The organism is Bradyrhizobium sp. AZCC 2230, assembly GCF_036924495.1.
Classification (GTDB): domain Bacteria; phylum Pseudomonadota; class Alphaproteobacteria; order Rhizobiales; family Xanthobacteraceae; genus Bradyrhizobium; species Bradyrhizobium rifense.
The window spans coordinates 2,322,607-2,345,543 of the sequence record NZ_JAZHRS010000001.1; the positions used below are offsets into that span (position 1 = coordinate 2,322,607).

The 22,937-nt window shown below is 59.8% G+C and carries 24 protein-coding genes; 5 read left to right on the plus strand and 19 right to left on the minus strand.

The genetic code is table 11. The features are described 5' to 3' along the window. Nucleotides 1–110 precede the first annotated feature (110 nt). Both V1280_RS11325 and V1280_RS11330 read left to right on the plus strand, forming a co-directional pair. A complete protein-coding gene (locus V1280_RS11325; protein ID WP_334523153.1) occupies nt 111–1,142 on the plus strand; it encodes an NAD(P)/FAD-dependent oxidoreductase in 1,032 nt (343 codons plus the stop codon). Next, nucleotides 1,139–2,032, plus strand: coding sequence for a carotenoid biosynthesis protein (locus V1280_RS11330; protein ID WP_334523156.1), 894 nt, complete (start codon nt 1,139–1,141; stop codon nt 2,030–2,032). The genes V1280_RS11325 and V1280_RS11330 overlap by 4 nt, the downstream gene beginning before the upstream one ends. 291 nt (nt 2,033–2,323) lie before the next feature. On the opposite strand, the gene V1280_RS11335 is transcribed toward V1280_RS11330, so the two are convergent. From V1280_RS11335 to V1280_RS11410, 16 genes are all read right to left on the minus strand, one after another. After that, on the minus strand, nt 2,324–2,818 hold the full coding sequence (locus V1280_RS11335; protein ID WP_334523158.1) for a GGDEF domain-containing protein: 495 nt from the start codon (nt 2,816–2,818) through the stop codon (nt 2,324–2,326). Between the two features lie 433 nt (nt 2,819–3,251). After that, nucleotides 3,252–3,896, minus strand: coding sequence for an urea amidolyase associated protein UAAP2 (locus V1280_RS11340; protein WP_334523160.1), 645 nt, complete (start codon nt 3,894–3,896; stop codon nt 3,252–3,254). 10 nt (nt 3,897–3,906) lie between these two features. Further along, nucleotides 3,907–4,725, minus strand: a complete 819-nt coding sequence (locus V1280_RS11345) for an urea amidolyase associated protein UAAP1 (protein WP_334517872.1) — start codon at nt 4,723–4,725, stop codon at nt 3,907–3,909. Between the two features lie 40 nt (nt 4,726–4,765). Then, nucleotides 4,766–5,368, minus strand: coding sequence for an urea carboxylase-associated family protein (locus tag V1280_RS11350; RefSeq protein WP_334517871.1), 603 nt, complete (start codon nt 5,366–5,368; stop codon nt 4,766–4,768). 25 nt (nt 5,369–5,393) lie between these two features. After that, on the minus strand, nt 5,394–6,176 hold the full coding sequence (locus V1280_RS11355) for an amino acid ABC transporter ATP-binding protein (protein WP_334517869.1): 783 nt from the start codon (nt 6,174–6,176) through the stop codon (nt 5,394–5,396). An 8-nt stretch (nt 6,177–6,184) separates the two neighbouring features. After that, on the minus strand, nt 6,185–6,841 hold the full coding sequence (locus V1280_RS11360; protein WP_334517867.1) for an amino acid ABC transporter permease: 657 nt from the start codon (nt 6,839–6,841) through the stop codon (nt 6,185–6,187). Next, complete coding sequence (locus tag V1280_RS11365) at nt 6,838–7,485, minus strand: amino acid ABC transporter permease (protein ID WP_334517865.1); 648 nt, start codon at nt 7,483–7,485, stop codon at nt 6,838–6,840. The genes V1280_RS11360 and V1280_RS11365 overlap by 4 nt, the downstream gene beginning before the upstream one ends. Nucleotides 7,486–7,513: 28 nt before the next feature. Then, nucleotides 7,514–8,371, minus strand: coding sequence for a transporter substrate-binding domain-containing protein (locus V1280_RS11370; protein WP_334523162.1), 858 nt, complete (start codon nt 8,369–8,371; stop codon nt 7,514–7,516). Nucleotides 8,372–8,450: 79 nt separating this feature from the next. Beyond that, entirely contained in the window at nt 8,451–9,206 is a 756-nt protein-coding gene (locus tag V1280_RS11375; protein WP_334523164.1) for a nitroreductase family protein, read from the minus strand. 834 nt (nt 9,207–10,040) lie between these two features. After that, nucleotides 10,041–10,577, minus strand: a complete 537-nt coding sequence (locus tag V1280_RS11380; RefSeq protein WP_334523167.1) for a DUF1989 domain-containing protein — start codon at nt 10,575–10,577, stop codon at nt 10,041–10,043. 38 nt (nt 10,578–10,615) lie between these two features. Next, entirely contained in the window at nt 10,616–11,227 is a 612-nt protein-coding gene (locus V1280_RS11385; RefSeq protein WP_334523170.1) for an urea carboxylase-associated family protein, read from the minus strand. Next, nucleotides 11,220–12,008: an ABC transporter ATP-binding protein gene (locus V1280_RS11390; protein WP_334523173.1), complete on the minus strand. Its 789-nt coding sequence runs from the start codon at nt 12,006–12,008 to the stop codon at nt 11,220–11,222. Before V1280_RS11390 ends, V1280_RS11385 begins: the two co-directional genes overlap by 8 nt. Further along, entirely contained in the window at nt 12,005–12,949 is a 945-nt protein-coding gene (locus tag V1280_RS11395; protein WP_334523176.1) for an ABC transporter permease, read from the minus strand. The genes V1280_RS11390 and V1280_RS11395 overlap by 4 nt, the downstream gene beginning before the upstream one ends. Beyond that, nucleotides 12,936–14,147, minus strand: coding sequence for an oxamate carbamoyltransferase subunit AllG family protein (locus tag V1280_RS11400; RefSeq protein ID WP_334523179.1), 1,212 nt, complete (start codon nt 14,145–14,147; stop codon nt 12,936–12,938). Before V1280_RS11400 ends, V1280_RS11395 begins: the two co-directional genes overlap by 14 nt. Further along, nucleotides 14,144–15,202: an ABC transporter substrate-binding protein gene (locus tag V1280_RS11405; protein ID WP_334523182.1), complete on the minus strand. Its 1,059-nt coding sequence runs from the start codon at nt 15,200–15,202 to the stop codon at nt 14,144–14,146. The genes V1280_RS11400 and V1280_RS11405 overlap by 4 nt, the downstream gene beginning before the upstream one ends. Before the next feature lie 46 nt (nt 15,203–15,248). Continuing rightward, nucleotides 15,249–16,499, minus strand: a complete 1,251-nt coding sequence (locus V1280_RS11410; RefSeq protein ID WP_334523184.1) for an NAD(P)/FAD-dependent oxidoreductase — start codon at nt 16,497–16,499, stop codon at nt 15,249–15,251. A gap of 183 nt (nt 16,500–16,682) precedes the next feature. Here V1280_RS11410 and V1280_RS11415 point away from each other — a divergent pair, with 183 nt between their 5' ends. Continuing rightward, nucleotides 16,683–17,363: a TetR/AcrR family transcriptional regulator gene (locus V1280_RS11415; protein ID WP_334523187.1), complete on the plus strand. Its 681-nt coding sequence runs from the start codon at nt 16,683–16,685 to the stop codon at nt 17,361–17,363. Between the two features lie 185 nt (nt 17,364–17,548). On the opposite strand, the gene V1280_RS11420 is transcribed toward V1280_RS11415, so the two are convergent. Genes V1280_RS11420 through V1280_RS11430 form a run of 3 tightly spaced genes read right to left on the minus strand, consistent with a single transcriptional unit; the run spans nt 17,549 to nt 20,475 of the window. Next, on the minus strand, nt 17,549–18,862 hold the full coding sequence (locus V1280_RS11420) for an MFS transporter (protein WP_334523190.1): 1,314 nt from the start codon (nt 18,860–18,862) through the stop codon (nt 17,549–17,551). A 51-nt stretch (nt 18,863–18,913) separates the two neighbouring features. Continuing rightward, nucleotides 18,914–19,624, minus strand: a complete 711-nt coding sequence (locus V1280_RS11425; protein WP_334523193.1) for an RraA family protein — start codon at nt 19,622–19,624, stop codon at nt 18,914–18,916. Between the two features lie 8 nt (nt 19,625–19,632). Beyond that, nucleotides 19,633–20,475: an aspartate dehydrogenase gene (locus tag V1280_RS11430; RefSeq protein WP_334523196.1), complete on the minus strand. Its 843-nt coding sequence runs from the start codon at nt 20,473–20,475 to the stop codon at nt 19,633–19,635. Between the two features lie 164 nt (nt 20,476–20,639). Between V1280_RS11430 and V1280_RS11435 the strand changes: the two genes are divergently transcribed. Both V1280_RS11435 and V1280_RS11440 read left to right on the plus strand, forming a co-directional pair. After that, entirely contained in the window at nt 20,640–21,632 is a 993-nt protein-coding gene (locus tag V1280_RS11435) for a LysR substrate-binding domain-containing protein (protein WP_334523199.1), read from the plus strand. Nucleotides 21,633–21,840: 208 nt separating this feature from the next. Then, a complete protein-coding gene (locus V1280_RS11440; protein ID WP_334523201.1) occupies nt 21,841–22,647 on the plus strand; it encodes an alpha/beta hydrolase in 807 nt (268 codons plus the stop codon). Nucleotides 22,648–22,937 lie beyond the last annotated feature (290 nt).

The window sequence follows — 22,937 nt, forward strand, 5'->3', positions numbered from 1 at the left end:
TCCGATCGGAAAGTATCACGGCCCGATTTACGCGAGAAGCCAGGGTGAAGCGAGTAATTATTGTCGGCGGCGGGTACGCAGGCACCGCCCTTTCGAAGGCTCTCGACAAGTTGGCCGACGTCCAGCTGATCGACGCGCGTGACCGCTTCGTTCACAACGTTGCGGCCATTCGCGGCGTCGTCGATCCCTCACTGCTGGATCGCATGGTGATTCCGTATGACCGTCTGCTCCGCCGCGGCAGCGTCCGGCAGGGCCTCGTCAGCGACGCGTCGAGCAACGGGGTCACGCTAGCGAATGGCGATCGCATCGAAGGCGACATCATCGTGGTCGCGACGGGCTCCCGCTACGCGAGCCCGTTCAAGCCGCAGGGCGAATCGATCCAGGCCTTTGCCGACAGTCTTCGGGCGGCCAATCGCAGCCTCACGAGCGCGAACACCATTGCCATCGTGGGCGGTGGCGCGGTGGGCACCGAACTCGCCGGCGAGATATCGAGCGCATACCCCGGCAAGACGGTGACCCTGGTTTCCGGTTCGCCATCGCTGATGCCGGGCTACTCCGACAAACTCGCCGCAACGCTCGCGACCCAGTTGCGGCAGAAGGGCGTACAGCTGCACTTCAACCGGCGGGTCGCGAACCTCACCACGCTCGATCATCCTTTCATGGGCTCCGTGGGCGAAGATCTCGGCGGGGCGGAACAACTCGTTTTTCCGGCGCTCGGCGCACGGCCGAAAACGGCTATTTTCCGACAGATGCCTGGAACAAGCTTCGATGCGCAGGGTCGCGTCGAGGTCGACGAGTGGCTGCGGCTTGCAGGCTCGCACAACGTGTTCGCACTCGGCGAGGCCGCAGCGACCGGAGATCCGATGACCATCGTGGCAATTACGAGGCAAGTGCCGTGGCTCGCAAAAACCATCGCGGCTCTGCTCGGCGGCCGGAAGATCGATTTTCTCGCACCGTACAAGCCTTGGCCCACGCGCGGCATCTTGGTGCCTCTCGGCCCGCGTAACGGGGCCAGTACGCTGCCAGTCCTGCGCAACGGGGTGCTGGTAGGTAGCTGGCTGACCTCCCGGATCAAAGGACGCGAGTTGTTCATTCCTCGTTATTTGAAGGAGTTCGGCTACGCAATGGGGACCCAACGATGACCGCGCTTCTTCGAACGGATACAGCCAACCCCGCAACATATCTCTGGACGTCACCGCTTCTGTGGATGCTGGCTGCGGGCAGCGTCATATCCCATATCGCGACCGTCGTGTTGCATCTGCCGCAGGCGGTCGGCGGCGCACTGCTCGCGTCGTTCCTGACACTGTTCGGTTTGCTGCATGGCGCAGCGACCTATGGCTGGCGCGGCATCCTGTTCTTCCTGGTCGTCTGTCTGGGGGTGAGCAATGCATTCGAGAACCTCAGCATCCTGACCGGGTTTCCGTTCGGCTGGTACCACTACAGCGATGCCTTGGGACCCAAGCTGTTCCTCGTACCACTGCTGATCGGGCCGGCCTATTTCGGTGTGGGCTATCTGTCGTGGACGCTGGCGCGTGCCATTCTCGGCGACAAGGACGGCAGTCTGGCCGGCCTGCTCTCGTTCGCAACACCGGCGATCGCGAGCTTCATCATGGTGTCCTGGGACCTCACCATTGATCCGATGGCGTCGACGATCAACGGAAGCTGGGTTTGGCACACCGGCGGGAGCTATTTCGGCGTGCCGGTCAGCAATTTCCTGGGGTGGTATCTGACGGTTTACGTGTTCTTCCAGTGCTTCGCGTTGTACGCCAGACGCCGGATTGCGACCGATACGAAAGTGAGCGGGTACTGGGCCACGTCGCTGTTCGCCTACACGTCAATCATCATTGCTCCGATTCTGGGCCTGTTGTTCGGCGCAGACTCCATCAGTATCACCGATGCCGCTGGCCATCCGTGGCAAACGCAGGATATTCGTTCGGTTGCCGCATTGGTGGGTCTCTTCACGACTCTGCCGTTCTGGCTTCTCGCCGTGTTCAAGACCCAGGAGGCAGGTCTGTCCAGCCAACCACGCTGAGAGCCCGCTGCACTGACGAGCAATCCGAGTGCTGACCTGCCGGCTGGTCAGATCCTCGTGAAGCATAACTGCGGGTGTGGCACGAGTTGACCTTCAAGTCCTATCTCGGGCTCGCGCCGAATGGCAACGCTATGCGTGTGCATGGAGATGATCATGATGAATTCGGGCAGGGTTCGGTTGGCAGCAGTCGCGCTGGCGACACTCGCTTTGGCACTTCCTTCTCGGCACACGCCAGGCGCAACTTCTCCGCGTTTGCCATCGCCTCTTCGGAAGTCGCTCCGATCACGAGCGCTACGAATTCCTCGCCGCCATGCCGGCCCACCAGGATGTGGCAAATGAGTTCAACACCTCGCCGATCTGGACCAGCACAGCGTCGCCGAACTCATGCCCGAATTGGTCGTTGATCGTCTTGAAGCAATCGATGTCGCACATCAGCGCAACCGCCGGCAAATTCTCTCCGTGCGCTTTCTCCAGCGCCGAGATTGCGGCTTCATCAAAGCCGCGCCGATTCAGCAGCCCCGTAAGCTGATCAGTCCGGGACATCCGCCATAACTCAGCCCGTGCCAATGTGACCTGCTGCAGAAGCAGACTTGAGCGATAACCCATGACGCCACCCATCATCGCGCATGCGATTGCGCCGAAGCAGATGACGGAAACAGTCACATCGCCCGCGCGCAGCAAGGCATCCGGGTCGGCTCCAAATAGCAGGGGCGATACGGCATACGTTAACGCAATGGTGGCACAAATCGACGCGCCGACGCCTCTCGCAGTTCGGAGCAATAACATCACGCCGCGTGATAATCGAGACCGACATGGTTTCATCGTTTTCGCCGGCGCCACTTTAGGAACAGCAGAACTGCTGAACGCTTAATAGACTCGCCCGCAAAACTACGGGAACATTCAAAAACGACCATTTCCGAGTTGCGCGGTTAACGGAAGCTGTCGTCGTCGAGCCAAAACCCCGGGATTCCGATACGGCAAGGGCAGAAACGACCCGAGACCACTCATTCTTCGGCATGCTTCGGTAAATCGTCTCGCTCGACCGAAAGGGAGAAAGTGTTTCTGCGACCACTTGGACCACTGATCAAGCGCCGGCCTTCACATGGCAAATCAGTGAGTCCGGCGGCAGTACTTTTGAAGAACCGCGGCGGAGCCCACACTTGATGTCTGTCAAATCCGAGAACTTTTGATACAGAGCCACGGCGGTCCCTTCGTTAGATCAATCCTTGCCCCAGATGATCACTCTGATCGGCGTCGGATTGAAGCCGTTGCAGGGGTTGTTGACTTGCGGGCAGTTCGAGATAACGAAGATCACGTCGAGATCCATCGTGATATCGACATAATTTCCAGGCGCGGAGATACCGTCGACCACCGTGAATTTGCCATCGGGATTGATCGGCACGTTCATGAAGAAGTTCAGGTTGGCGACGATGTCGCGTTTGGTCATGCCGTATTTTGACAGTTCCAGGATGAAATTCTCGCGGCAGGCGTGCTGGTATTTGGTCTCCTCGCCGAAACGTACCGCGTTACTTTCGCAGGAGCAGCATCCGGCCGAACTGTCGTGACGTCCGCAGGTATCTGCCGTGATCCGCGCCATCACGCGGCCATGGTTGGAGATCAGTCGCGTGCCAAGCTCGACATAGGCAGAGCCCTGGGTACGCAGCGTGTCCTGCGTGCTGTAGCGTTCCGCGGTATCCTCGGCGCAGTACAGCAGGGCGTCCACCGCCTGCTGGCCCTCGCTGTCGACGATACGCAAGGTCTGCCCGCGCTTGACCACGCGCGACCAGGGCCGTTCCGCGGCGATATCGCTGACATAGATCGCCGTGGAGACATCCCGCGGTAAGCTGGAAACGTCGGCAGTCATCGGAGTCTCCTCAGGTGTATAGCCGGTCGGTGAATTCGAAAGCCCGCATGGCTTCGGGCGAACCGGTACGGCAGGGATCATCCGCTCCGGCAGGCCGCAGGCGATGGCGAACCAGCGTCACCGGCCGCGATACCGACGGCCGCGCAAGATCGAGCGGATGCGCGCAATTCGACAGCACCAGAACTGCATTCATCTCCGCGCGCAAATCGACGAAATCTCCCGGCCGCTTCCGCTGCTGGTTCCAGACGAAGCGGCCGCTATCGTCGAGTGAAACCGGCGCGAAGAACGTCACGCAGGGCGGAATGTCCCGTACGCTCAGCCCGATCTTGGCGGCACCGGCGATGAAATTCTCCTGGGTGTTGCGGGAGGCCTCGCCGTAAGCGGCAAGCGTTGTTGCCGGCGTCGAACCGCCAACCATGATGTCGTGCGCGCCGCTAGTATCCTCGATCAGCGAGACCAGAACCCGCCCCATATCGGTGAGGATCACTCTCCCCTTCGACACGGCGGTGCTCCATTGCACCTTGACGGTATCAGCACAATTGATCCGCTCGGACGAGTCTTCCTGACGCCAGCCGATCATGGAAACGCTGGAGAGGCCGGACAAATCGACGATCCGCAGCGCTTCGCCGCGCCGCAGTCGGACGATCGCGTACCAATCGGCAGCGACCTCTTCACGGCTGATGATGGCGTCGGGATCGATGGGCGCGCCATCCAGCGCGGTCGCCACGGGAAGCGCTTTGGGTGTCGTTTCCTGTCCGGCGGCACGAAGCTCTTCGTAGCGACGCCGATTGACTTCCGCGGCCTCTCGCTTTTTCTCTGCGGCGATCATTCGCTTGCTCCCAACTCAAAATGGTTGGCCGGCTGATGCGTCAGCCGATCCAGAAATGCGCCTCGACGGGATTTCCCGCCTTGCCATTGATCGGAAGAATATCCTGCGGGCAGGCCGAAAATGCGATCACCAGATCCATCTCGGCACGCAGCCGGACATATCCGCCGGGCACCGGCCGCGGCGGCGCCGCGAAATCCAGCGTACCATCGGTGGACCATGGAATGTTCATGAACAGATTGAGCGGGCTCGGCACCTCCGGCGGCACGAGCCCTAGTTCCTTCATTCCGGAAAATAAATTGTCGGTGCAGTTGTCGTGGTAGCCCTCGACGCCGAGAAATGCGTAGCGATGTTTGTCGCATGCCGCGATCAGCGTGTCGTGAATGCCGCCCGATGTGTCCTCGACCAGCGTCATGATTGGACGGCGGTGGTTGGTTCGCAGCACATCTCCGGGCCTTGGAATCAGATGAAGGCTGTGGGCACGGGTGTGTTCATTCGACATAAACTCGCTGAGATCTGCGCGGTTGAACGCCCAGGTGTCGACGACCTGTTCGCCATGCGTATTGATGACGGTGACTGTCTGGCCGGCCGCAACCAGCGCCGCCTTGCCGCGGCGGGCCGGGATTTCTACCCGTGATTCATTCATCGCTGCCGAACTCCCTGTCCGATCGTCACTGCCGCCGGGCGGCGTCGCCGGCGTAACGTTGCACGAACTGCCGTGCCCGTTCGGTTTCCGGGTTTGAAAAGAAGCGATCCGGCGGGCCGGTCTCGATGACATGGCCCCGGTCGAGAAACAGAATGCGCGTTGCGGCTTCGCGCGCGAACGCCATTTCGTGCGTTACGATCACCATGGTCCGGCCCTCGCGTGCCAGGTCGCGCATCACCAGGAGCACTTCGCCGACCAGTTCGGGATCCAGCGCACTGGTCGGCTCGTCGAACAGCAGCAAGTCCGGCCGCATCGCCAGCGCCCGGGCGATGCCGACGCGCTGCTTTTGTCCGCCGGACAATTTTGCCGGAAAGGCGCTCTGCTTCTCAAGAAGTCCGACCTTTGCGAGCAGCGCGAGTGCCTCGTCGCGCACTTCCGCCTTCGGCCGGTGCTGCACCTGGACCGGCGCTTCCATCAGGTTTTGCAGGACGGTCAGGTGCGGCCACAATGCGAAATGCTGGAACACCATGCCGATACGGGTTCTGATCTGCGACAGCTCACGATCGCCCATCACGACGCCGGCCCCGCTGACGCCGACCTGCGCGCCATTCAGGTAAATCTGCCCGGCATTGGGTCGCTCGAGCCAGTTGATGCAGCGGAGCAGCGTCGACTTGCCGGAACCCGAGGGACCGAGCACGCACACCGTTTCGCCCTTGTCGACCTTGAAACTGACATCGGACAACACCTCGGTGTCGCCGAAGGACTTCGACACACCGGCGACGTCCAAAACCTTGCTCGCGTCCGACATGGCCTCCCCTAGCGCCGCACATCTGCGGCACGACCAATTCCACCGACTCCGGCCTCGATCAGCAGGCAGAGACCCCAATAGAGAAACACGGCGGTGATAAAGGCCGCAAACGGAACATAGTGACGTGACTGGATCGAACTCGCGGCATGGGTGAGTTCCGGCAGCGCGATGATGGTCAGGAAGGCGCTGTCCTTGATGATCTGGATGACCTGGTTGCCGATCACAGGCCCGGCGGCGAGAAGCAAGGGCGGCAGAATGATGCGGCGGAACAGCTTGATATCGGAGAAGCCAAAGGCAATGCCGGCCTCGACCGGCTCCCGCGGTTGTGCCATCCAGGCGCCGCGCAGAATTTCGGCCATATAGGCTGCGTTGTAGATCGTAAGAGCCACCAGGCCCGAAGTCCAGTTGTCCAGCCGGACGCCGAAGGACGGAAAGCCGTAATAAACGATATAGGCGAACAGCAGGAACGGCACGCACCGCATACTGTCGACGAAGCACCTCGCGGCCCAAGCCACCGGCCGATATTTTGACATCAGCGCTGGCGTCAGCGCGAACCCGAGCAGGAGCGCGGCAACGCCCGCCAGCACTGACAGGATTGTGGTGTTGGCGAGCCCGCTGAGCAACAGGCCACGTTCGGTCCAAACGATGCCGAAATCGTGGATCATGCCGCCGCCTCGGCGGCCACCTGGCGGCGCTCGATCCAGCGCTGCAGATAGACCAGCACAAATACGATCGGCGCGTAGAGCGCGACCGCCACCAAAAACGGAGGCAGAGGTTCGTAAGTCTCCGCCCCGATCCGCACCGCAGCCCGTGTGATATCGACGACACCGACCACCGCAAGGACCGGCGTCACCTTGATCAGGAGTGACATTTCATTGACAAGCCCCGGCAGACTGACCCTGACGATCTGCGGCAGCACAATGCGGCGAAACCTCAAAGCCGCCCCCATCCCGACTGATTGTGCCGCCTCGTATTGATCTCTGGGAAAGTTCGCCAATGATGCGCGCCACACCTCGCAATTGAAGGCGGAGGTATTCATGACGAGCGCGAGAATCGCCGCCGAGATCGGATCGATGGGAATTCCGATATTCGGCAACGCGAAAAACAACAGGAGCAATAACGTGACCAGCGGCGTCGCGCGCAGGCAACTGACATAGACGGTAACCACCCTGGCCACGACCGGGACATTGGCCCAGCGTATCAATGCCAGGCCGAGCCCGATCGGCAGGCCGATCAGGATGCCGATCACGGACAGTGTCACTGTCGTGACAGCACCCTGAAGAATGGCCAAGACGTCGCCCGCGGTCATGGCGGATCGCTTTCGTGCGCTCCAACCCTTAGAACTCAGGCTCGAACTTCACGGGAAGGTTGGGAAAGGATTCGCCAAACCACTTCCTCTGCAGTTCGGCGAACCTGCCGTTTTCCTTTTCCTTGGCGATGAAGCCGTTCAGGAATTCCACAAGCTCGGCATTGTCCTTGGCGACGGCCCAGGCCGGGAACGACGGTCCGGATACGGCCTGCCCGACCTCGAATACGGCCGGCTTTTCGGCCACCAGCGTCTTGATATTGATGATGGTGTTGACGACGTAGTCGACCCGGCCGAGTGCAAGATCCTGATAGGCTTCCGGATAAGAGGTGTATTCGACGATCTTGCCGAGCTTGCCGCCCTCCTTCTCCAGCATGCCATTGAGTTCGGTAAGCCGTGCGAGCAGTGCGCTGCCGGCCTGGACGCCAACTATCTTGCCGTTGAGGTCCTTGATCGCTGAGATGCTCTTGTCGTCCTTGCGCTTGACATAATAATGCGTGGCATCGGCGATCGGGCTGGTGAAATCGAGCGACTTCTTGCGCTCCTTGGTGATGATCGCCGCGGTAATGGCGACGTCGTACTTGCCGGTGCTGACGCCGGCCAGAATTCCAGTCCAGGGCAGGATTTGCTGCTTGATCTCGAACGGCGCGTATTTCTTCAGATCCTCGATTAGTTCATTGTCGAAGCCGGTCGGCTTTCCGTCCTTGATGAACTCGAATGGACGAAAGTCGTCTTCGGTGGCAACAATCAGGCCGCGCTTCTTGATCTCATCCATGCTCGCGGCCTGGACTTTTCCAACCAGCATCGGAACGACGAAAAGCGCAGCGACCAGGCCGAGCAATAACCTTCGCGAGAACGACGTACGGGACGCATTCGACGATTTTGACATGATAAAGCGACCTTTGCTGATGGATGACAAGTCGAGACAAAGAGAACGAAGTTACCGATTTTGCGTGAATCCAGCCCCTTCAATCGAAACTAAAACCGTGTGAGCGCAGATACGGCGGGAAAGCAGCACCCTCGGCCTTGGCTGCTTGCCGCGCCTTGTCTTCCGACCAGCCATAGAACGCGGCCTCACCGAACTCTGCGTTGGCGCGCTGCTGCTCTTTCGGGATGGCGTGAATCGCGTTCCGTCGGCGGTCATAGTCGTCGACTGCGGCGGCCAGTGCCGTGTCGTCGTAGCTATCGCGATGGACGGTGGCTCGGCGCGGCAGCCGCAGGCTGAGAAAGCCATCGCCTTGCGGATAACCGAGGGAAAGTCCCGCCACCGGAAACACCAGATCGGGCAAGCCCAGCACCTCGGCGACGCTATCCGCCTCGTTGCGGATCACGCTGATGGGACAGACGCCAAGGCCTTCCGCCTCGGCGCAGAGGATCATGGTCTGCATCGCTAGCGCAGCGTCGACGCTGGCATTGAAGAAACCTTCAAGCGTTCCGTTGTTAACTGGCTTGCCCCGCATCTCGCCAATGCGTTGCAGCCGCCGGGCGTCGCCGAGGAAGACAAAGAACACGGGTGCATTAGCGATCCATGGCATGCCCGGAAACAATTTCCCGATCGTCGCGCGTTTGCCGCCATCAACGACCCGCAAGATCGACGCCTGCTGAAAGTCCGATTTCGTTGACGTGCTTAGTGCCGCCGCAACCAGCACATCGAGCAGGCCTTCGTCCGGCATTCTGTCGCTGTAACGGCGCACAGTCTTGCGTGACAGAACACGGCGGATCAACTCATTGTCGCTGGCGTCAGCGCCGCCGGAGGGGCCGCCATCGCCGAAGCGGCGTGCGATCGCGCGCTCGTAGGCTACCATCAGTCAAGCCCTCTGGGCAAATCATGCGAAGCCAAGCCGGGGGATGCGACGATTGACACAGCGTCGGCCGGCCACGGCACAGCGTGACGCGTCGGGGGTGGATCTAGATCATGCATCGCTAACTCCATACAAGCTCACAAAGTCTGGAATTGGCTCGAGCCCGAGCGACGCCAATTCCTGGCAACTGAGGTCGCCGGGATTATATCCCGCCGTGTCCGCGCGGATTACTTCCGCGGCGGTGGCTCTTGGACCAGCCACCCTCTCAGGTGCGCAGCCCTAGCCACCAACTCATTGAACTCTTCAGCAAATGATGTGCCAGTCCGGCCGGCTGACGCCCGAGGCTCATTTCATCGGTGGCTAGGCAACGAGGTCCGCGGGAGACGATGCGCCGCGCCCAAAGATCGTTGCGGAAAACCGCGTCACGGCGAGCACAAAGACACCGGAGGATTACGAGGCACGCTTCGTATTCTCCAAACTTCGCCCGTGGAGGCGAATACAACTGCCTTTTGCAAGACAGCGCTGCACAGATTCTAGCCGAATAAATCAGGGACCGGCGATAGGAGCGAAGTGCTTCTCGTGCAGGAGAGTCTCGCGGCATTGAACATCAGGACGACAATCGACAAGATTCCCGGATCGAACTGGCATGGTAAGATGCCGAAGAAGACCATACCGTTCATGATCAGTTTCTTTTCCGGCTGGCTCGACACAGGTCGGCGGGGTCCAGGCTTGGCTCACCATCGCGGATCAGAAACCTTACGCCGGATCGATGCGGATCTCGATAGCGGGCGCAGTGGTTCCTGCAACCATCACGGCCGCCACGATATCGAACTTCACGCGCAAGGCAATGCGATCGCCTCCGGTTGGCGTTACGGGATCGTCGGTCAATTCACCATCGTCCCCGATCAGGGTGCGCGCAAACAGGTTGACCGCGTAAGGCCAATTCTGTCGTGACGGCGCCGGGATACTCTCTGATTTTGCCTGCTCAACAAGCGTATCCAGACACTTTTCGCGCGGCCACCAATAATCGTGCCGAAGAAGATCGATCCCCTCACCTACATCGTCCCGCTCCACGGCAATGATCTGCCTGCGAAGTGTCGAATAGAAATGGTCGCCGACCACCGGTCGGACCCTTCGCAATTCCATGAAGGTATAGGAATCGCTGAGCTGCTCATAGGGATCGGCGAGCGCCCAGGCAAACATCGCGGCCCCGACCGCCGATTCTTGCGCCGTAAACTCGATGCGAGAACCAGCGGGGAGAATATCCAGCCAGGCTTGAGAACCGGACAGCATGCACGAAGCGACCTTAGGATGGCGTGCGCTCGGCATGGTCAGACGGCCGTCACGGGATCGATAACTATTTCCAGATCGGTCGGCTGCAGCGGCGAACGTTTGAAAACGTCGTTGGGACACGCTGACACGACAAACACCAGCTCGCGCTCGGTACGGAACGTAACCCGATCACCGGGCTTGCTGGTGTTGATGCCAATCGCAATTGCACCGGCAGGGCCCACCACCATGTTCTGGAACAGGCAGATCGAAGGCGGCGTTCGTCCGAGCGAAATGCCCTTGCGCAGGAGTGCACGATGAAAATTATCGTGACACGATGGATGCGCGCACCCGGCGCCGCGCAGGCGATACATGATGGGATCACATGGCGGAACCAAAAGTCCGTGCGGCCCGGGGCTTGAATCTTCCAGCAGCGTCAGCATCGCCTCGGTGTCATCGGCATAGATGGATTGCCCGAGTTTCGGAAAAAGACGCCGATTGCGGGCACGTGTTGTGCGCGTGCAGGTAACCGCGCCCGTGCGCGTCACAGCAACGCAATCCGCGCCCTGATGTCCTGCCAGGTCGACGATGCTGACGCGGCTTCCCCCGCGCAATTCAATTGCGACGCCTTCTCGGGCGGGCACACGTATCCGCGTCGGTTCTTCCTCACGCATTGGCCAACATCCGGCCGCGCTCCTCTGCCGTGAACTCGTTTAAAACAGCTTCGGCCTCGAGATGAGCTTCCAGCTTTCGCATCAGCGCCGCAAGCGCCGGGTGAGACAGGTCACGCGGATGTGGCGCGGTGATATCGATCACTTCCTGGATCGAGCCCGGTGCACCCGACATCAGAACCAGACGATCCGCGAGCGTCAAAGCCTCGGCGAGGTCATGCGTAACCAGCAATACGGTGGCTCCGGTTCGCTCGCGCGTCGACAGAACGTATCTTTGCATGATCTTGCGTGTCTGGTAATCGAGCGCTGCGAAAGGTTCGTCCATCAACAGCAAGCTTGGCTTCAACGCAAGGGTCCGCGCGAGCGCCACCCGCTGTTTCATGCCGCCGGAAAGCTCGACGGGAATCCGGTTGGCGCAAGCGCCAAGTCCGACATCGTTGAGATACCCCAGCGCCTTTGCGCTGGCTTCGCGCTTCATCATGCCTCTCATACCGAGCCCAAACGCCACGTTGGCCTGAGCCGTCATCCACGGAAACAGATTGTAGTTTTGAAACAGCAGGGCGACGTCGTCGCGGATGCCGCGAACCTCCTTGCCGCCGAGAAAAACGTACCCTTGAGTGGGTTCATCGAGCCCCGCTGCCAGCGATAGCAGTGATGACTTGCCGCAGCCGGATGGTCCGATCACGACGCCGAACGATTTAGACAGAATACGGAAACTGACGTCGCGCACCGCAAGCCCTGTGCCGTACGTCTTGTGAACATGCTGAAACTGCAGTTCGGTCATTTTGGCGCCTTCCAGCGTCGCTGACGGCCTTCCCACCATACCACGCGATGCCCGATCCAGGCCAACAGCTGGTCGACGACGAAGCCAAGCAACCCGATGACCACGATTCCCGACATCACGAGCTTCATATTGAATTGCTGCTGACCAAGAATGATCAGAGCTCCGAGACCGGAATTGATTCCAGCCATTTCGCCGGCCAGCACCGCCATGAAGGCGCCGAAAAAGCTCATACGCATGGTCGTAACCAGCCCGGAGGCGGCAGCCGGCACAATCACGCGCAGCCAATAGCTCGCGCCGGCAGCCCCGAGCAGCCTCGCGACTTTCCGATACTCGTCCGGGACGTCGTCGAGCGCGGCCACGGCGGCCACCGTCGCCGATCCGACGAGACCCATGAAGACGACGAAGATTGCTGCACCCGATCCCAAACCGACAACTGTAATGGCCAGCGGAATCCAGGCCACCGGGGCGATCGGGGCAATGGTGCGCGCGAGCGGCAGCAATGCCAGCCTGAAGGGCCGAACCGCGCAAATCAGGATGGCACCGAGCAGGGATACCGACAGGGCGAGAATGAATCCGGTGGCGACCCGCATAAGCGTCGCCAGAATAGCCGTGTCGAACGTGACCTTGTTGTAGCCGATGCCGGCCGCCCCCTGCCCTTGCAACAAATACGGAAGGAATACCGATGGTGGCACAAGGACCCGGCCATTGAGCACACCTTTTGCCGTCAACACCTCCCAGAGCAACCCCACGACCAGCCACGCCATAAGGAACGAACCGATCGTTATCGCGCGCGAGGTATATTGGTTGGTCGGCGCTTGTCTGATTTCATCCTGCGCCGAGCCCACCGGCGTCACGTCGGGCGCGACGATGGTGATACGCACGTCGTCGCCTGACGTACCCGGCGACGATGTGGAATCGATCAACCGGTTAGCCGTGTTCAACGGCGCTCTCCGTTCCCTGAGCCCTGGTATCGAGAGCGCTGACGGCTTGCTCAAAACAGGCCCGCGGGACGCTTGCTACGCCAATGCCAATCCAGCCGGACCGGCCATCCCTGTGGGCGACGCCGGTGTGAATTCTGACGTCCTGGTCTGATGCCAGCACACGACGCGCGTCGAGACCGAAGCCGACGCCTGCTTCGCCTGCCGCCACCGGACTGAGACGATCGTGGCGAAACGCAAATAACTCTCTCTGTCGCCGCCCGGCTGCGGCAGCGTCGGGCCAATCCACTGCCAGCGCGCGCGTGAGTTCCGGCGCCAAATGGGCGATGCAACCTCCGAGGCCGAATGCTTCCATGATCGCACTGTCGCCGAGATCGGGTTGAACGTCGGTCGCCGTGTGGGGCGGATAAATTCCTCCGACCGGCACAACGCTCGGCGCTTCGAACCACCGGTCGCCAGTTCCCGCGAGGCGAATGCCGCAGGTCGATCCGTTGCGGCTAATCGCGGTAACCAGAGAAGAGCCAGCGATACCCGACCAGCCGTCGAGCACCAGCTTGACCGATGCCATTGCGAAATTCAGGAAAAATTGCGGATGGTCGGCAAGAAAGATACGCGTCGCCGGATCGAGCCTTGGCAGTGAACGTAGCAGCACGAGTTGGCCGCCGACATTACGCTGATGCACATCGTCGCCCAGGGCAACAGCTTCCGCCAAAATAGGCAGGATCGCGATGCCTTCAGATGGAAGCACGGCGGCGAAGGCCGGCGCGATTTCGTTTTCAAGCTTGGCCAAGCCGGCGGCCGACTCTTCGTCGAAACATCCGAACCGCAGAGTACGCCTGCCCTTTTCCGCCAGGGTCGCGTAGGTCACGCGCCCCGAACCGCTCGCGTCCTTGACAACGAACAACGGTTGCGATGGCCGCACCACGCCAGCCATCGGCGACACGATCCCAATCGAATGATTGGCGACGAGATCGACTTCGCCGCCGAGCACCGCGGCAACACCGTCCTCAAAGCTCTTCGTCCACCCTTCGATCACCGTCGATCCCGCCAGCGCATGCAGAACCGGCTTTGGGATCAGCTTACGGTCCGAAAACGGCGGACCGGCGTGCGACAATGCCCGCCCGGACAGGCCGCAATCAAGAGCCCGTACCAGGCCCGTGACCACCGGCTCGCACTTGATGAAGCTTTCGAACATCGTCATGCGGGTTGGTACTTCAAGTCGAGGACTTCGTCAGCGACATTGGTCTTGAGGTAACCGAGATCGATGAGATACTTCACGCCATTGCGGATACCCGCCGCGCCGGCGTCGCCGATGACGGGATTCGGGGCCTGCCTGCGCAGCGCGACGGCGAGGATTTCCTTCGGCGCGCCGTAGATCGGCTGCAGATCCTTGATGGCCGCATCGAAATCTCCGTAGAAATCCTTGGCGGCCGCGACCAGAACCCTCTGATAGGCCATCAGCAACTCGCCGTTTTTCGCAATGTATGCATCGGTCGAGTTGACGACGCAGTCCGGTGCCGCAGGTCCCCAGACGTCATTGGAGTTGGCGATATACACCGCGTTGTTCTGCGCGACAACGGACTCGGCATAGGGCTGGGCCAGCGAGCAGACATCGACAGCGCCGCTGGCGATCGCCTCACCCATGCCGACCATACTGGGGAAGAATTGCATCGCGTACTCGTCATACTTCTTGCCATGCATCGCCATGGTACCGTAGGCGACGAGTTCCAGCGTGTCGAGCCGCAAAGTCCCGACGCGCAGTCCCTTGCCAGCGGCCGCAACGAACTCGTTGACGTTCTTGACCGAACCCGCGCGCGCCACCAATTCGATTCCAGCAAGTCCGGATCCGCCCACGATTCGCAAATTCTTCGAGCTCTCGGCATAGGCGGCGATCGTGGTGGTCCATGGATTGTGGGCGACGTCCACATTGCCGGACTGCAACGCCAAAATGTTCTTGTCCGGGCCATTGAACTGCGTCAGTTGCGCATTGATGCCGGCTTTTTCGAACATCCCGCGTGCCTTGGCGAGCAGAAGATGGGAAACGCAGCCGGCAGGCAAATGACCGACGCGGATAGTACCTTGCGCCGTCGCGGCTTCGGCACGATCTGCGCAAGCGAGCATTGAAAGGCCGGCCGGCGCGATCGCGAGTCCGGCGCAGCAAGCACAGAAGGATTTCAGAAAGCTTCGCCTCAACCCGTCTTGGGGCTCACGATTCGTCAAATTGGCCGAGGTGAACGAGTAACGATCGATCTTCATAATCACACTCCGATGGCTGACGTGAAGAATCCGGCTTGTCCGCGCCTCATGCTGCTGAACTATTCTCGACAACGGCCGGTATCCGGCCTTGATATTTCTCGAGCACCGCTTCAGGAGACGGGCCCGCCGCGCTCAACATCGGCGGCACCATGCGCATAGCGTCCCATGGCGCGATGCTTCGGCTCCAGATATCGACGACGGCACGCGCCGCCACCGGATCGTGAATCAAGACATCCATAGTCTGGCGCATGCTCTCATCGGTCGGGATATCGGCGAGAAACTCGCAAAATGCATAAAGATCACGCGAAACTTCTTCGCGCCACAGCGGGTACCTCTCGCGAAACGTATTGTCGGCGATCATCGGCGCCAGCACCTCAGCGGCGTGCAACGCATCTCCGATGCCTTGTGCTGATGCCGGATGCTTGAAGTGTGCGGCGTCTCCCGTGAGCACCCAGCCTGGCCCCGCCTGCTTGCGGTAGAAACCTTCGAGCCGAGGGGTTCCGCGCACCTCGGATACTTTGCGCGCCCTCGTGAGACGGCCCCACAATTGCGGGATGGAGTGGATGCGATCGAGGTAGAAGGTCTCCATGTCCTGAATGCCGCGCCGCGCGTCGACCGGGCCGTTCATCGTCACGACATGGTGACCGTCGTCGGCGGGAAAGTGCGCACAGATCCAGGGCGGCTCGAAGAAGAAATCCTGCGTGTTGCGGGTGTCGACGTCAACCCAATAAGCATAATAGAGCATTGTCTTCGTCGGCATGCTGCGTTCGCGCTTGGCGCCGACCATTCCCGCCACAGTGGAACCGACACCGTCGGCGCCGACCACCAGCCCGGCTTCAACGGCAACCGCCTTGCCATCGCTTTCGATAGTTACGCCGTGAACGGGATCATTCTCTGTTCCGGCGCCGAACAGCGCTTTGACTTGCGCCTTTTCGAATACGTCGACACCGGATTCACGCGCAATATCCTGTAGGTGGCGGTCCAGCGTCGATCGGCGAATGCAGAGCGCCCAGTCCCGACCTTCGTCGCTGGTATGCGGCGCCACAAACATGCGGTTCTGGTGATGCCAAGCGGTGTAGAGCGGCGGCGGACGATGCGCCATGATCCGCTCCAGCGCCCCGAGCCGCTCAAGCCGGGCGATCGTGTTGGGATAAATCACATGTGTGGAAATGGTATCGCCGGGCAATTCCCCCCGATCGAAAATGGCGACCGACATGCCAAGACGGCGGAGATGCACGGCGAGGCTCGCTCCTGCGACCCGCCCTCCGACCACCACCACGTCGTATTTTTCTCGCATGCGCGCTCCAGATGCTGGTGGCGAAGCTAAAGTAGATCGATCGGTCTACTCAAGATCAAACTTGTCTCATTCGCTGCCCAGTTTTAGCGCGAATGGCGCGAACGTCGGCAAAGCCTGAGGCGTTGCCATTCCCGCCGTTATTTCAGATGATACACGTGGTCTCTCCACTCGCGGGACATACTGATGGCCGAAAAATCGCTGGCGCGTTCAACAACGCGGTCCAAACACAACGTCGGGATCGTCGAAAAGACGGTCGAGCAAGACGATGCGGACGGCCCGGCGATGCGCTTGGTGCTGACCGCAACCCGCCTATTCAACGAGAGCAGCATCCACGCCACCGGTATCGAGCAGATCATCGCGGAGGCCGGTGTCGCCAGGAGGACGCTGTACAATCAATTCGGATCAAAGGAAGGGCTTGTTCGCGCGGTCATGCAACGCGAAAGCGATTCCTGGTTCGCCTGGCTCGATTCGGAGCTTACGCATTCGAACCTCCCCGATCCCCGCCAGCGGATCATCCGCTATTTCGCCCTGCTCGGAGACTGGTTTTCGCGGAGCGATTTCAAGGGATGCTCCTTCATCAACGCGGTAGGCGAACACCCCGTAGACAGTTGTGTGCGCCCGATCGCCAAGGCGCATCGGCAGGCCAACTACGATTATATTCGTCGGCTCCTGGTCGGGAGCAAGTTTTCGAATCTCGACAGGATCGCCGATCAGATCACAATGCTCGCCGATGGCGCTACGGTGACGGCGATGGTGACGGGAAACCACAAAACCGCAGCGACCGCCGCACATGCTGCGCTCGCGATCATGAAGACTGCCGAACGTCGAAGCGGTGCTGCTCCGTCAATGCTGATGAGAATCTAGATCGTCTCTATTTCTTCTTCGGACGAGAAGATTATCGGCTCAGACGTCCATGTGACGGCCGGCCGTTCTCGACGAATGAGACGAGTTTCATAGCCCCTTTTGAACAGAACAGGGATCGCCGCGTTGACCGTGCATTGAGCGGCGATGCCCGGCGCAGATAAAAGCGTCGTCCCTAAACGTAGCCGTCAATTTAATCTGGCTATTTCTGCTGGAGATTGCCTTAACCCGAATGCTAGCGTCAGCATGGTTCCTGCCGCAGTTAGAAGCGCGAGAGGCAAGAGGCCAAGTGCATAGCTGCCAGTAGCCTCTTTGATAACCCCAAGTGAGTAGGTTCCAACGAAGCCGCCGAGGTTGCCGATTGCATTTATCTGAGCGATTCCAACTGCGGCCGCGCTGGTCGACATCCATTCCGTCGATAGCGCCCAGAAAGGCCCCTTGATTGCATAGGTTCCGACAATCGCCACAAAGAGAATGACGACCGTTGGCAGGAGAGATTGGGCTGTAAACGCCAACAGCAGGCTGAGCGACGTTGCCGCCAAGGGAATTGCAAGATGCCAGACCCGCTCGCCGGTCCGATCCGAGTGCTTAGCCCACAACACCATCAGGATGGCGGCAACACCGAAGGGAGCCGAATTCAGGAGACCCGTCTCCATGTTCGAGAGACCGAAGGATTTCAGGATCTGCGGCTGCCAAATGGACAGACATGCGCTTGCCCCGGTGCTCCCGGCAAAGATCAGTCCGGCGGCAAGTACATGCTTGTCGATCAGCACCGTCAAGGTTGAGCGTCGGCTTGAGCTTCGCTCGCCATCCCGTTCACCTTTAATGCGATCGGTAAGCCACCGGCGTTGTTCCGCGGTGAGCCACTTGGCTTGAAGCGGGGTGTCTGGCAAAACAAAAACCGCCAATCCTCCAAAGAGGATCGCGGGAGCGGCTTCTACGATGGACATCCATTGCCACCCGTGAAGACCAAGCCAGCCATCGAGCTGGAGCAGAGCTGCGGAGATCGGCGAGCCGATGAAACTCGCAGCGGGCACAGAAACCATAAAAAGCGCCACGACGCGCGCACGGTACGATTTGGGGAACCAAAACGTCAAATAGAGCAGCACTCCGGGATAAAAGCCTGCTTCAGCGGCTCCCAACAAGAACCGCACCAGATAAAAGGAATAAGGGCCCACGACGAGAGCCGTTGCGGCCGAGACCAACCCCCAGGTGATCATAATACGAGCGATCCAAAGACGCGCTCCAACCTTCTCGAGCACAAGATTGCTCGGTACTTCAAATATGAAGTAGGTGACGAAGAAGAGACCGCTACCAAAACCGAACATGGAGGCTGTGAGGCCGACATCCTTGTTCATCTGCAAGGCGGCAAAGCCGACGTTCACGCGATCGATGAAAGAGACGAGATAACACGCCATCAAGAACGGAAGCAGGCGAAGCGTTACGCGTCTCATCGTCGCCCTCTCGAGGTCAGAGGGCATACCATCATTCATCATAGCCATGTCTCTTCTCCCAAGGACGCACCACGTTGTTACGGACGTACTTGAGCTGAACTAGACATGCCCGTATTTTGCGAGCGCTTGTGCGAGTGTGAGCCCTTCAGAGAGTTGCGTTCGGATCGCGGCCTCGGTCGCAGTGAGCCGCTCCGATTCAGCGAGCACTTGTTCGACAAGCGGTGCAGGGATGACAATCGCCCCATCGTCATCGCCAAGAATGAAGTCTCCCGGCTTGACCGACACAAAATTGGATGTCGCGCCACGCAAAACAACGGGAACTTGCCAGGCGTTTACTTTCCAGCGACCAATGGACTGGATCGGGGTTCGGTATTTCGCGAAAACCGGAAATCCGTGCTGATCGATCCACCTCACGTCGCGAATACCGCCATCTAGCACTGCTCCGACGCAACCACGCTCTTTCATCCCGAGCGCAATCAGCTCGCCGAAATAGCAGATGCCCTCGCCATCGCCGGACCAGACCGAGATCTCACCCGCAGACAATCCCTGACATGCCTGCATCTTGTCATCGTCTCCGCCGAGCGGGAACGGTGTCATCTGCCCTCGAATTGTGTAGGCCCAGCCAGCCAGCTTGGTTCCGTCGCGTCGGCCCGGGAACGGCGCAAAGTCCGAACTCAGGCCCTGGTCCAGGTAGCCGAGGGTGTCTAGGACATCGGCAACGTTCGATGTATCAACGGCCAGGTATCGTTGCCGAATCTCGTCCTTGTTCGCCTGTTTCATATCATTCATGATCTCGTTGCTGAGCTGCATGATTGGTCTCACGATCCCACTCGAAGCGGGGCCTTGAGCTTACGAAGATAAGAGATCACCGAGAGCGCCGTGATGCGGCCTGTTTTGGGGTTCGTATCAGTTGGCACATTCTCGATTGACATCGAGAAACTAGCGGAGTCGGCCTCGACCTCTATGCGGTGGGTATTCCGCTCGAGTGCCGGGTCGGCCCAGATCTCAAGCACGGTCTTGTCCGCGCCAATACCGGCAAGCGAAAGCGCCACCGCGACGTTCAGGTTTGCTGGAAAACCTTTAGCGGCTTCACGAGGTGTACCGCGAAAGATGAGCAGTGGTTCCCGAATATCAGCAATCTCAATGTTGTTCTCCGCCAAATAGGGGGCTCCAAGAAGGCCTCTCACTGGCTTGCGGGTGACCATGCGAACAGAGCGGATGGTCCCTTCCGCGGCAGCAGCCACGGCATCGAGGCCGATGAGGGCGCCCGTTGGAACGACGATTTGACCGCCATTCACCCGCGCCAGATCGATGAGATCCTCGTTGTCGAGAAGCGCTCCAGAGCTTAGAACGATGGCGGTTTTACCCGCTTCCAGAAATGGCGCGACAATGCTCCGGAAAAGATGAGCCGGCGCGCACTCCACCACCAAGTCAGCATGCGCTTCGAGCGCATCCAGCGACGCAACGATCGCTGGCGGAAAGCTTAAGGTCGAAAGTTCCCGCTTCGCCTTCTCGACATCCCGAACCGCCACGGCGGCAAGGATGCAGCCCTCGATGGCGCCCTTGTCAAGTGCCTGCGCTATCGTCCAACCGACGGTCCCTAGACCTGCAAGAGCCACACGCTGCGGCTTGGGTTCTTTCTTGTGAGATTTGTCAGTCATGGGCTTCTCGTTCAATCGTTGAGTAAACCTTTGAGCAGACTTTTGAGGAAAGTGGAGAGCCGGACAAATTATATGTTGGCCCGGTTAGCATGAGCCGGTATCATGCATGCCAGCTGCTTGTGAAATTGCGCGTTGGGAAATCCTGCCGACTTCAGATTAAGTTCATGCCGAAGCGACGACTTCCGAACCTCTCCACGCTGCCGGGCTTTGAGGCAGCGGCGCGCCACCTGTCCTTCACGCTTGCGGCAGCCGAGTTGAATCTCACGCAGGGGGCAATAAGCCGCCAAGTGCGCGAACTTGAGCTCTTCCTGGGCCGGCAGCTATTCCGCCGCTTCACACGCCGCATCGAGCTGACTGAAGACGGTGTGGCCTATGCTCGCGTCACGCGCGACATCTTAAGTGAACTCGAAAGAGCGACGGCACGGTTCGCGGCTCGCGCGCCGTCGTCCCGCAAAGTCGTCGTGTCAATCCTGCCCACGCTCGCCTCACTCTGGCTCATGCCTCGGCTACACCTTTTCACCCAGAGTCATCGCGAAATAGAGGTCCGGGTAGTGACCTCAATTGAACCGGTCGATCTCATGTCTGGAGCTGTGGACGTCGCAATCCGTGTCGGATCGCTTCCCGGCCAGAACAGTTCGCCCTTGCAGCCGCGAATCGACCTGAAGATGGTGAACGATTGGACCGACGTGCAGGCCTTTGAGTTGTTTCCCGATATTCTATGTCCCGTCTGCTCGCCGAACCTGCTCGCAGGCGAGTCGATCGATGATGTCCGTAGTTTGCTTCGTTTGCCGCTCATCCATACCTCGACACGCCGTTTCGCATGGCCGGACTGGCTAACCGCCAACGGTGTCCCGAACGTCGACACTGTCCTGGGTCCGGATGCAATTGAGTTCGGCCACTTCTTTATGTCCCTAGAGGCTGCGAGAAAAGGTCAGGGTGTGGCCATCGTTCCTGACATTATGCTGGCTCACTATGAGGGGCGGCGCGACCTTGTTTCGGTCGCTCCGGCCTCGATAGCGAGCGCCGGGACATACTGCCTACTCGTGCGCAAGTCCCGCTCGGAAGACCCGGAAATCAAGGCATTTCGATCCTGGGTGATCAGTCAATCCGTCGACGCGAGAAGTCCACTGATGTTGGACCGGTCCCCACACCCCTAGCGACACGACGGAACCATACAGCGAACGTTGCCGATGCCACGGGTCTGGTGACTATCGGCCGGACGCGCGCCTTGGATCGCTCCAGGTTCATGCATGATGCTGGCTCATGCTAATCGGGCCAACATATGATTTGTCGGACTCTCCACTTTCCTCAAAGTTTACTCGACAATCGAACAGGAAGCTGTCCCCCTGATATGGAGAAGATCGCATGATCGGGACGACAACTCGTCGCAAAATGTTGACTGCAGCCGTCGCAGCGCTCGGAACCGCAGCCCTCGCCGACAGTACGCGGCCTGCAAGCGCGCAAACAACACCCAAGACATTTGTGCTCGTCCATGGCTCATGGCACGGTGGCTGGTGTTGGCGGCGAGTCGCCGACCGCCTCGAAAAGCAGGGCCACAAGGTCTTCGCGCCAACATTGACGGGACTGGCCGAGCGCGCCCATTTGATCAGCGCGCAAGTTGACATCAACACGCACGTCACCGACATCGTCAACGTCATCCAGTTCGAGAGCCTCGATAACATCGTTCTGGTGGGCCACTCGTATGCTGGTCTGATCATTACGGGCGTCGCCGAGCAAATCGGTTCTGCGATCTCGTCGATCGTCTATCTCGATGCGTTCCTGCCGGACGATGGCGATACGCTCGTGGGGCTATCGCCAGAGAAAGTAAGGGCCGCAACGTTCGCAGCGCGCGACAAAGGTGAAATTTCGCGCCCCTTCCCTCCCGCCTCCGTTTTCGGCGTGAATGAGAAGGACCAGGCCTGGGTCAACTCAAAGCTGACGCCCCAACCTTTGGGGACGTCCTTTACACCCATCAAGATGAATGGCGCTCGCGAGAAGATAGCCAAGAAAACCTTCATTCGCCTCACAGCCTATCAGTCGCCGTTTTTCGACAAGGCTTTGGCGCAATGCCGGGGCGACAGAACCTGGCGAACGTTCGAAATCGCAACGGGCCACGACATGATGGTCAACATGCCGGACGAACTGACGAATCTAATTCTCGACGCGGCGTGAATTTTGACCTCCGACGCTCAGTTCATAAAACGATCCGACTACCGATCATCAAATGTCGTAGCTTTCCTACCTTTCGACATTTTCTCACGACGGAGCGACAAGCCGATATCTCGAATGCAGCGACTCGCGAGAGGTTACTTTGCGCGAACGCATTCTGAAGACGCTTACAATTCAGTTTTCTGAAAGGACTACCCGACATTTCGGTACCCCCACTCGGCTGTCCGTCGCTTCGGACATCCTGACCGCGTCTGCTGGCCCATGGATATTCAGATGCAGCTTGGGCAACCGGA

Coding starts and splice junctions, on each gene's coding strand:
- V1280_RS11330 (WP_334523156.1), top strand. CDS start 1,139: ATGACCGCGCTTCTTCGAACGGATACAGCCAACCCCGCAACATATCTC.
- V1280_RS11335 (WP_334523158.1), bottom strand. CDS start 2,818: ATGTTATTGCTCCGAACTGCGAGAGGCGTCGGCGCGTCGATTTGTGCC.
- V1280_RS11340 (WP_334523160.1), bottom strand. CDS start 3,896: ATGACTGCCGACGTTTCCAGCTTACCGCGGGATGTCTCCACGGCGATC.
- V1280_RS11345 (WP_334517872.1), bottom strand. CDS start 4,725: ATGATCGCCGCAGAGAAAAAGCGAGAGGCCGCGGAAGTCAATCGGCGT.
- V1280_RS11350 (WP_334517871.1), bottom strand. CDS start 5,368: ATGAATGAATCACGGGTAGAAATCCCGGCCCGCCGCGGCAAGGCGGCG.
- V1280_RS11355 (WP_334517869.1), bottom strand. CDS start 6,176: ATGTCGGACGCGAGCAAGGTTTTGGACGTCGCCGGTGTGTCGAAGTCC.
- V1280_RS11360 (WP_334517867.1), bottom strand. CDS start 6,841: ATGATCCACGATTTCGGCATCGTTTGGACCGAACGTGGCCTGTTGCTC.
- V1280_RS11365 (WP_334517865.1), bottom strand. CDS start 7,485: ATGACCGCGGGCGACGTCTTGGCCATTCTTCAGGGTGCTGTCACGACA.
- V1280_RS11370 (WP_334523162.1), bottom strand. CDS start 8,371: ATGTCAAAATCGTCGAATGCGTCCCGTACGTCGTTCTCGCGAAGGTTA.
- V1280_RS11380 (WP_334523167.1), bottom strand. CDS start 10,577: ATGCTGTCCGGTTCTCAAGCCTGGCTGGATATTCTCCCCGCTGGTTCT.
- V1280_RS11385 (WP_334523170.1), bottom strand. CDS start 11,227: ATGCGTGAGGAAGAACCGACGCGGATACGTGTGCCCGCCCGAGAAGGC.
- V1280_RS11390 (WP_334523173.1), bottom strand. CDS start 12,008: ATGACCGAACTGCAGTTTCAGCATGTTCACAAGACGTACGGCACAGGG.
- V1280_RS11400 (WP_334523179.1), bottom strand. CDS start 14,147: ATGACGATGTTCGAAAGCTTCATCAAGTGCGAGCCGGTGGTCACGGGC.
- V1280_RS11405 (WP_334523182.1), bottom strand. CDS start 15,202: ATGAAGATCGATCGTTACTCGTTCACCTCGGCCAATTTGACGAATCGT.
- V1280_RS11410 (WP_334523184.1), bottom strand. CDS start 16,499: ATGCGAGAAAAATACGACGTGGTGGTGGTCGGAGGGCGGGTCGCAGGA.
- V1280_RS11415 (WP_334523187.1), top strand. CDS start 16,683: ATGGCCGAAAAATCGCTGGCGCGTTCAACAACGCGGTCCAAACACAAC.
- V1280_RS11420 (WP_334523190.1), bottom strand. CDS start 18,862: ATGGCTATGATGAATGATGGTATGCCCTCTGACCTCGAGAGGGCGACG.
- V1280_RS11425 (WP_334523193.1), bottom strand. CDS start 19,624: ATGCAGCTCAGCAACGAGATCATGAATGATATGAAACAGGCGAACAAG.
- V1280_RS11430 (WP_334523196.1), bottom strand. CDS start 20,475: ATGACTGACAAATCTCACAAGAAAGAACCCAAGCCGCAGCGTGTGGCT.
- V1280_RS11435 (WP_334523199.1), top strand. CDS start 20,640: ATGCCGAAGCGACGACTTCCGAACCTCTCCACGCTGCCGGGCTTTGAG.
- V1280_RS11440 (WP_334523201.1), top strand. CDS start 21,841: ATGATCGGGACGACAACTCGTCGCAAAATGTTGACTGCAGCCGTCGCA.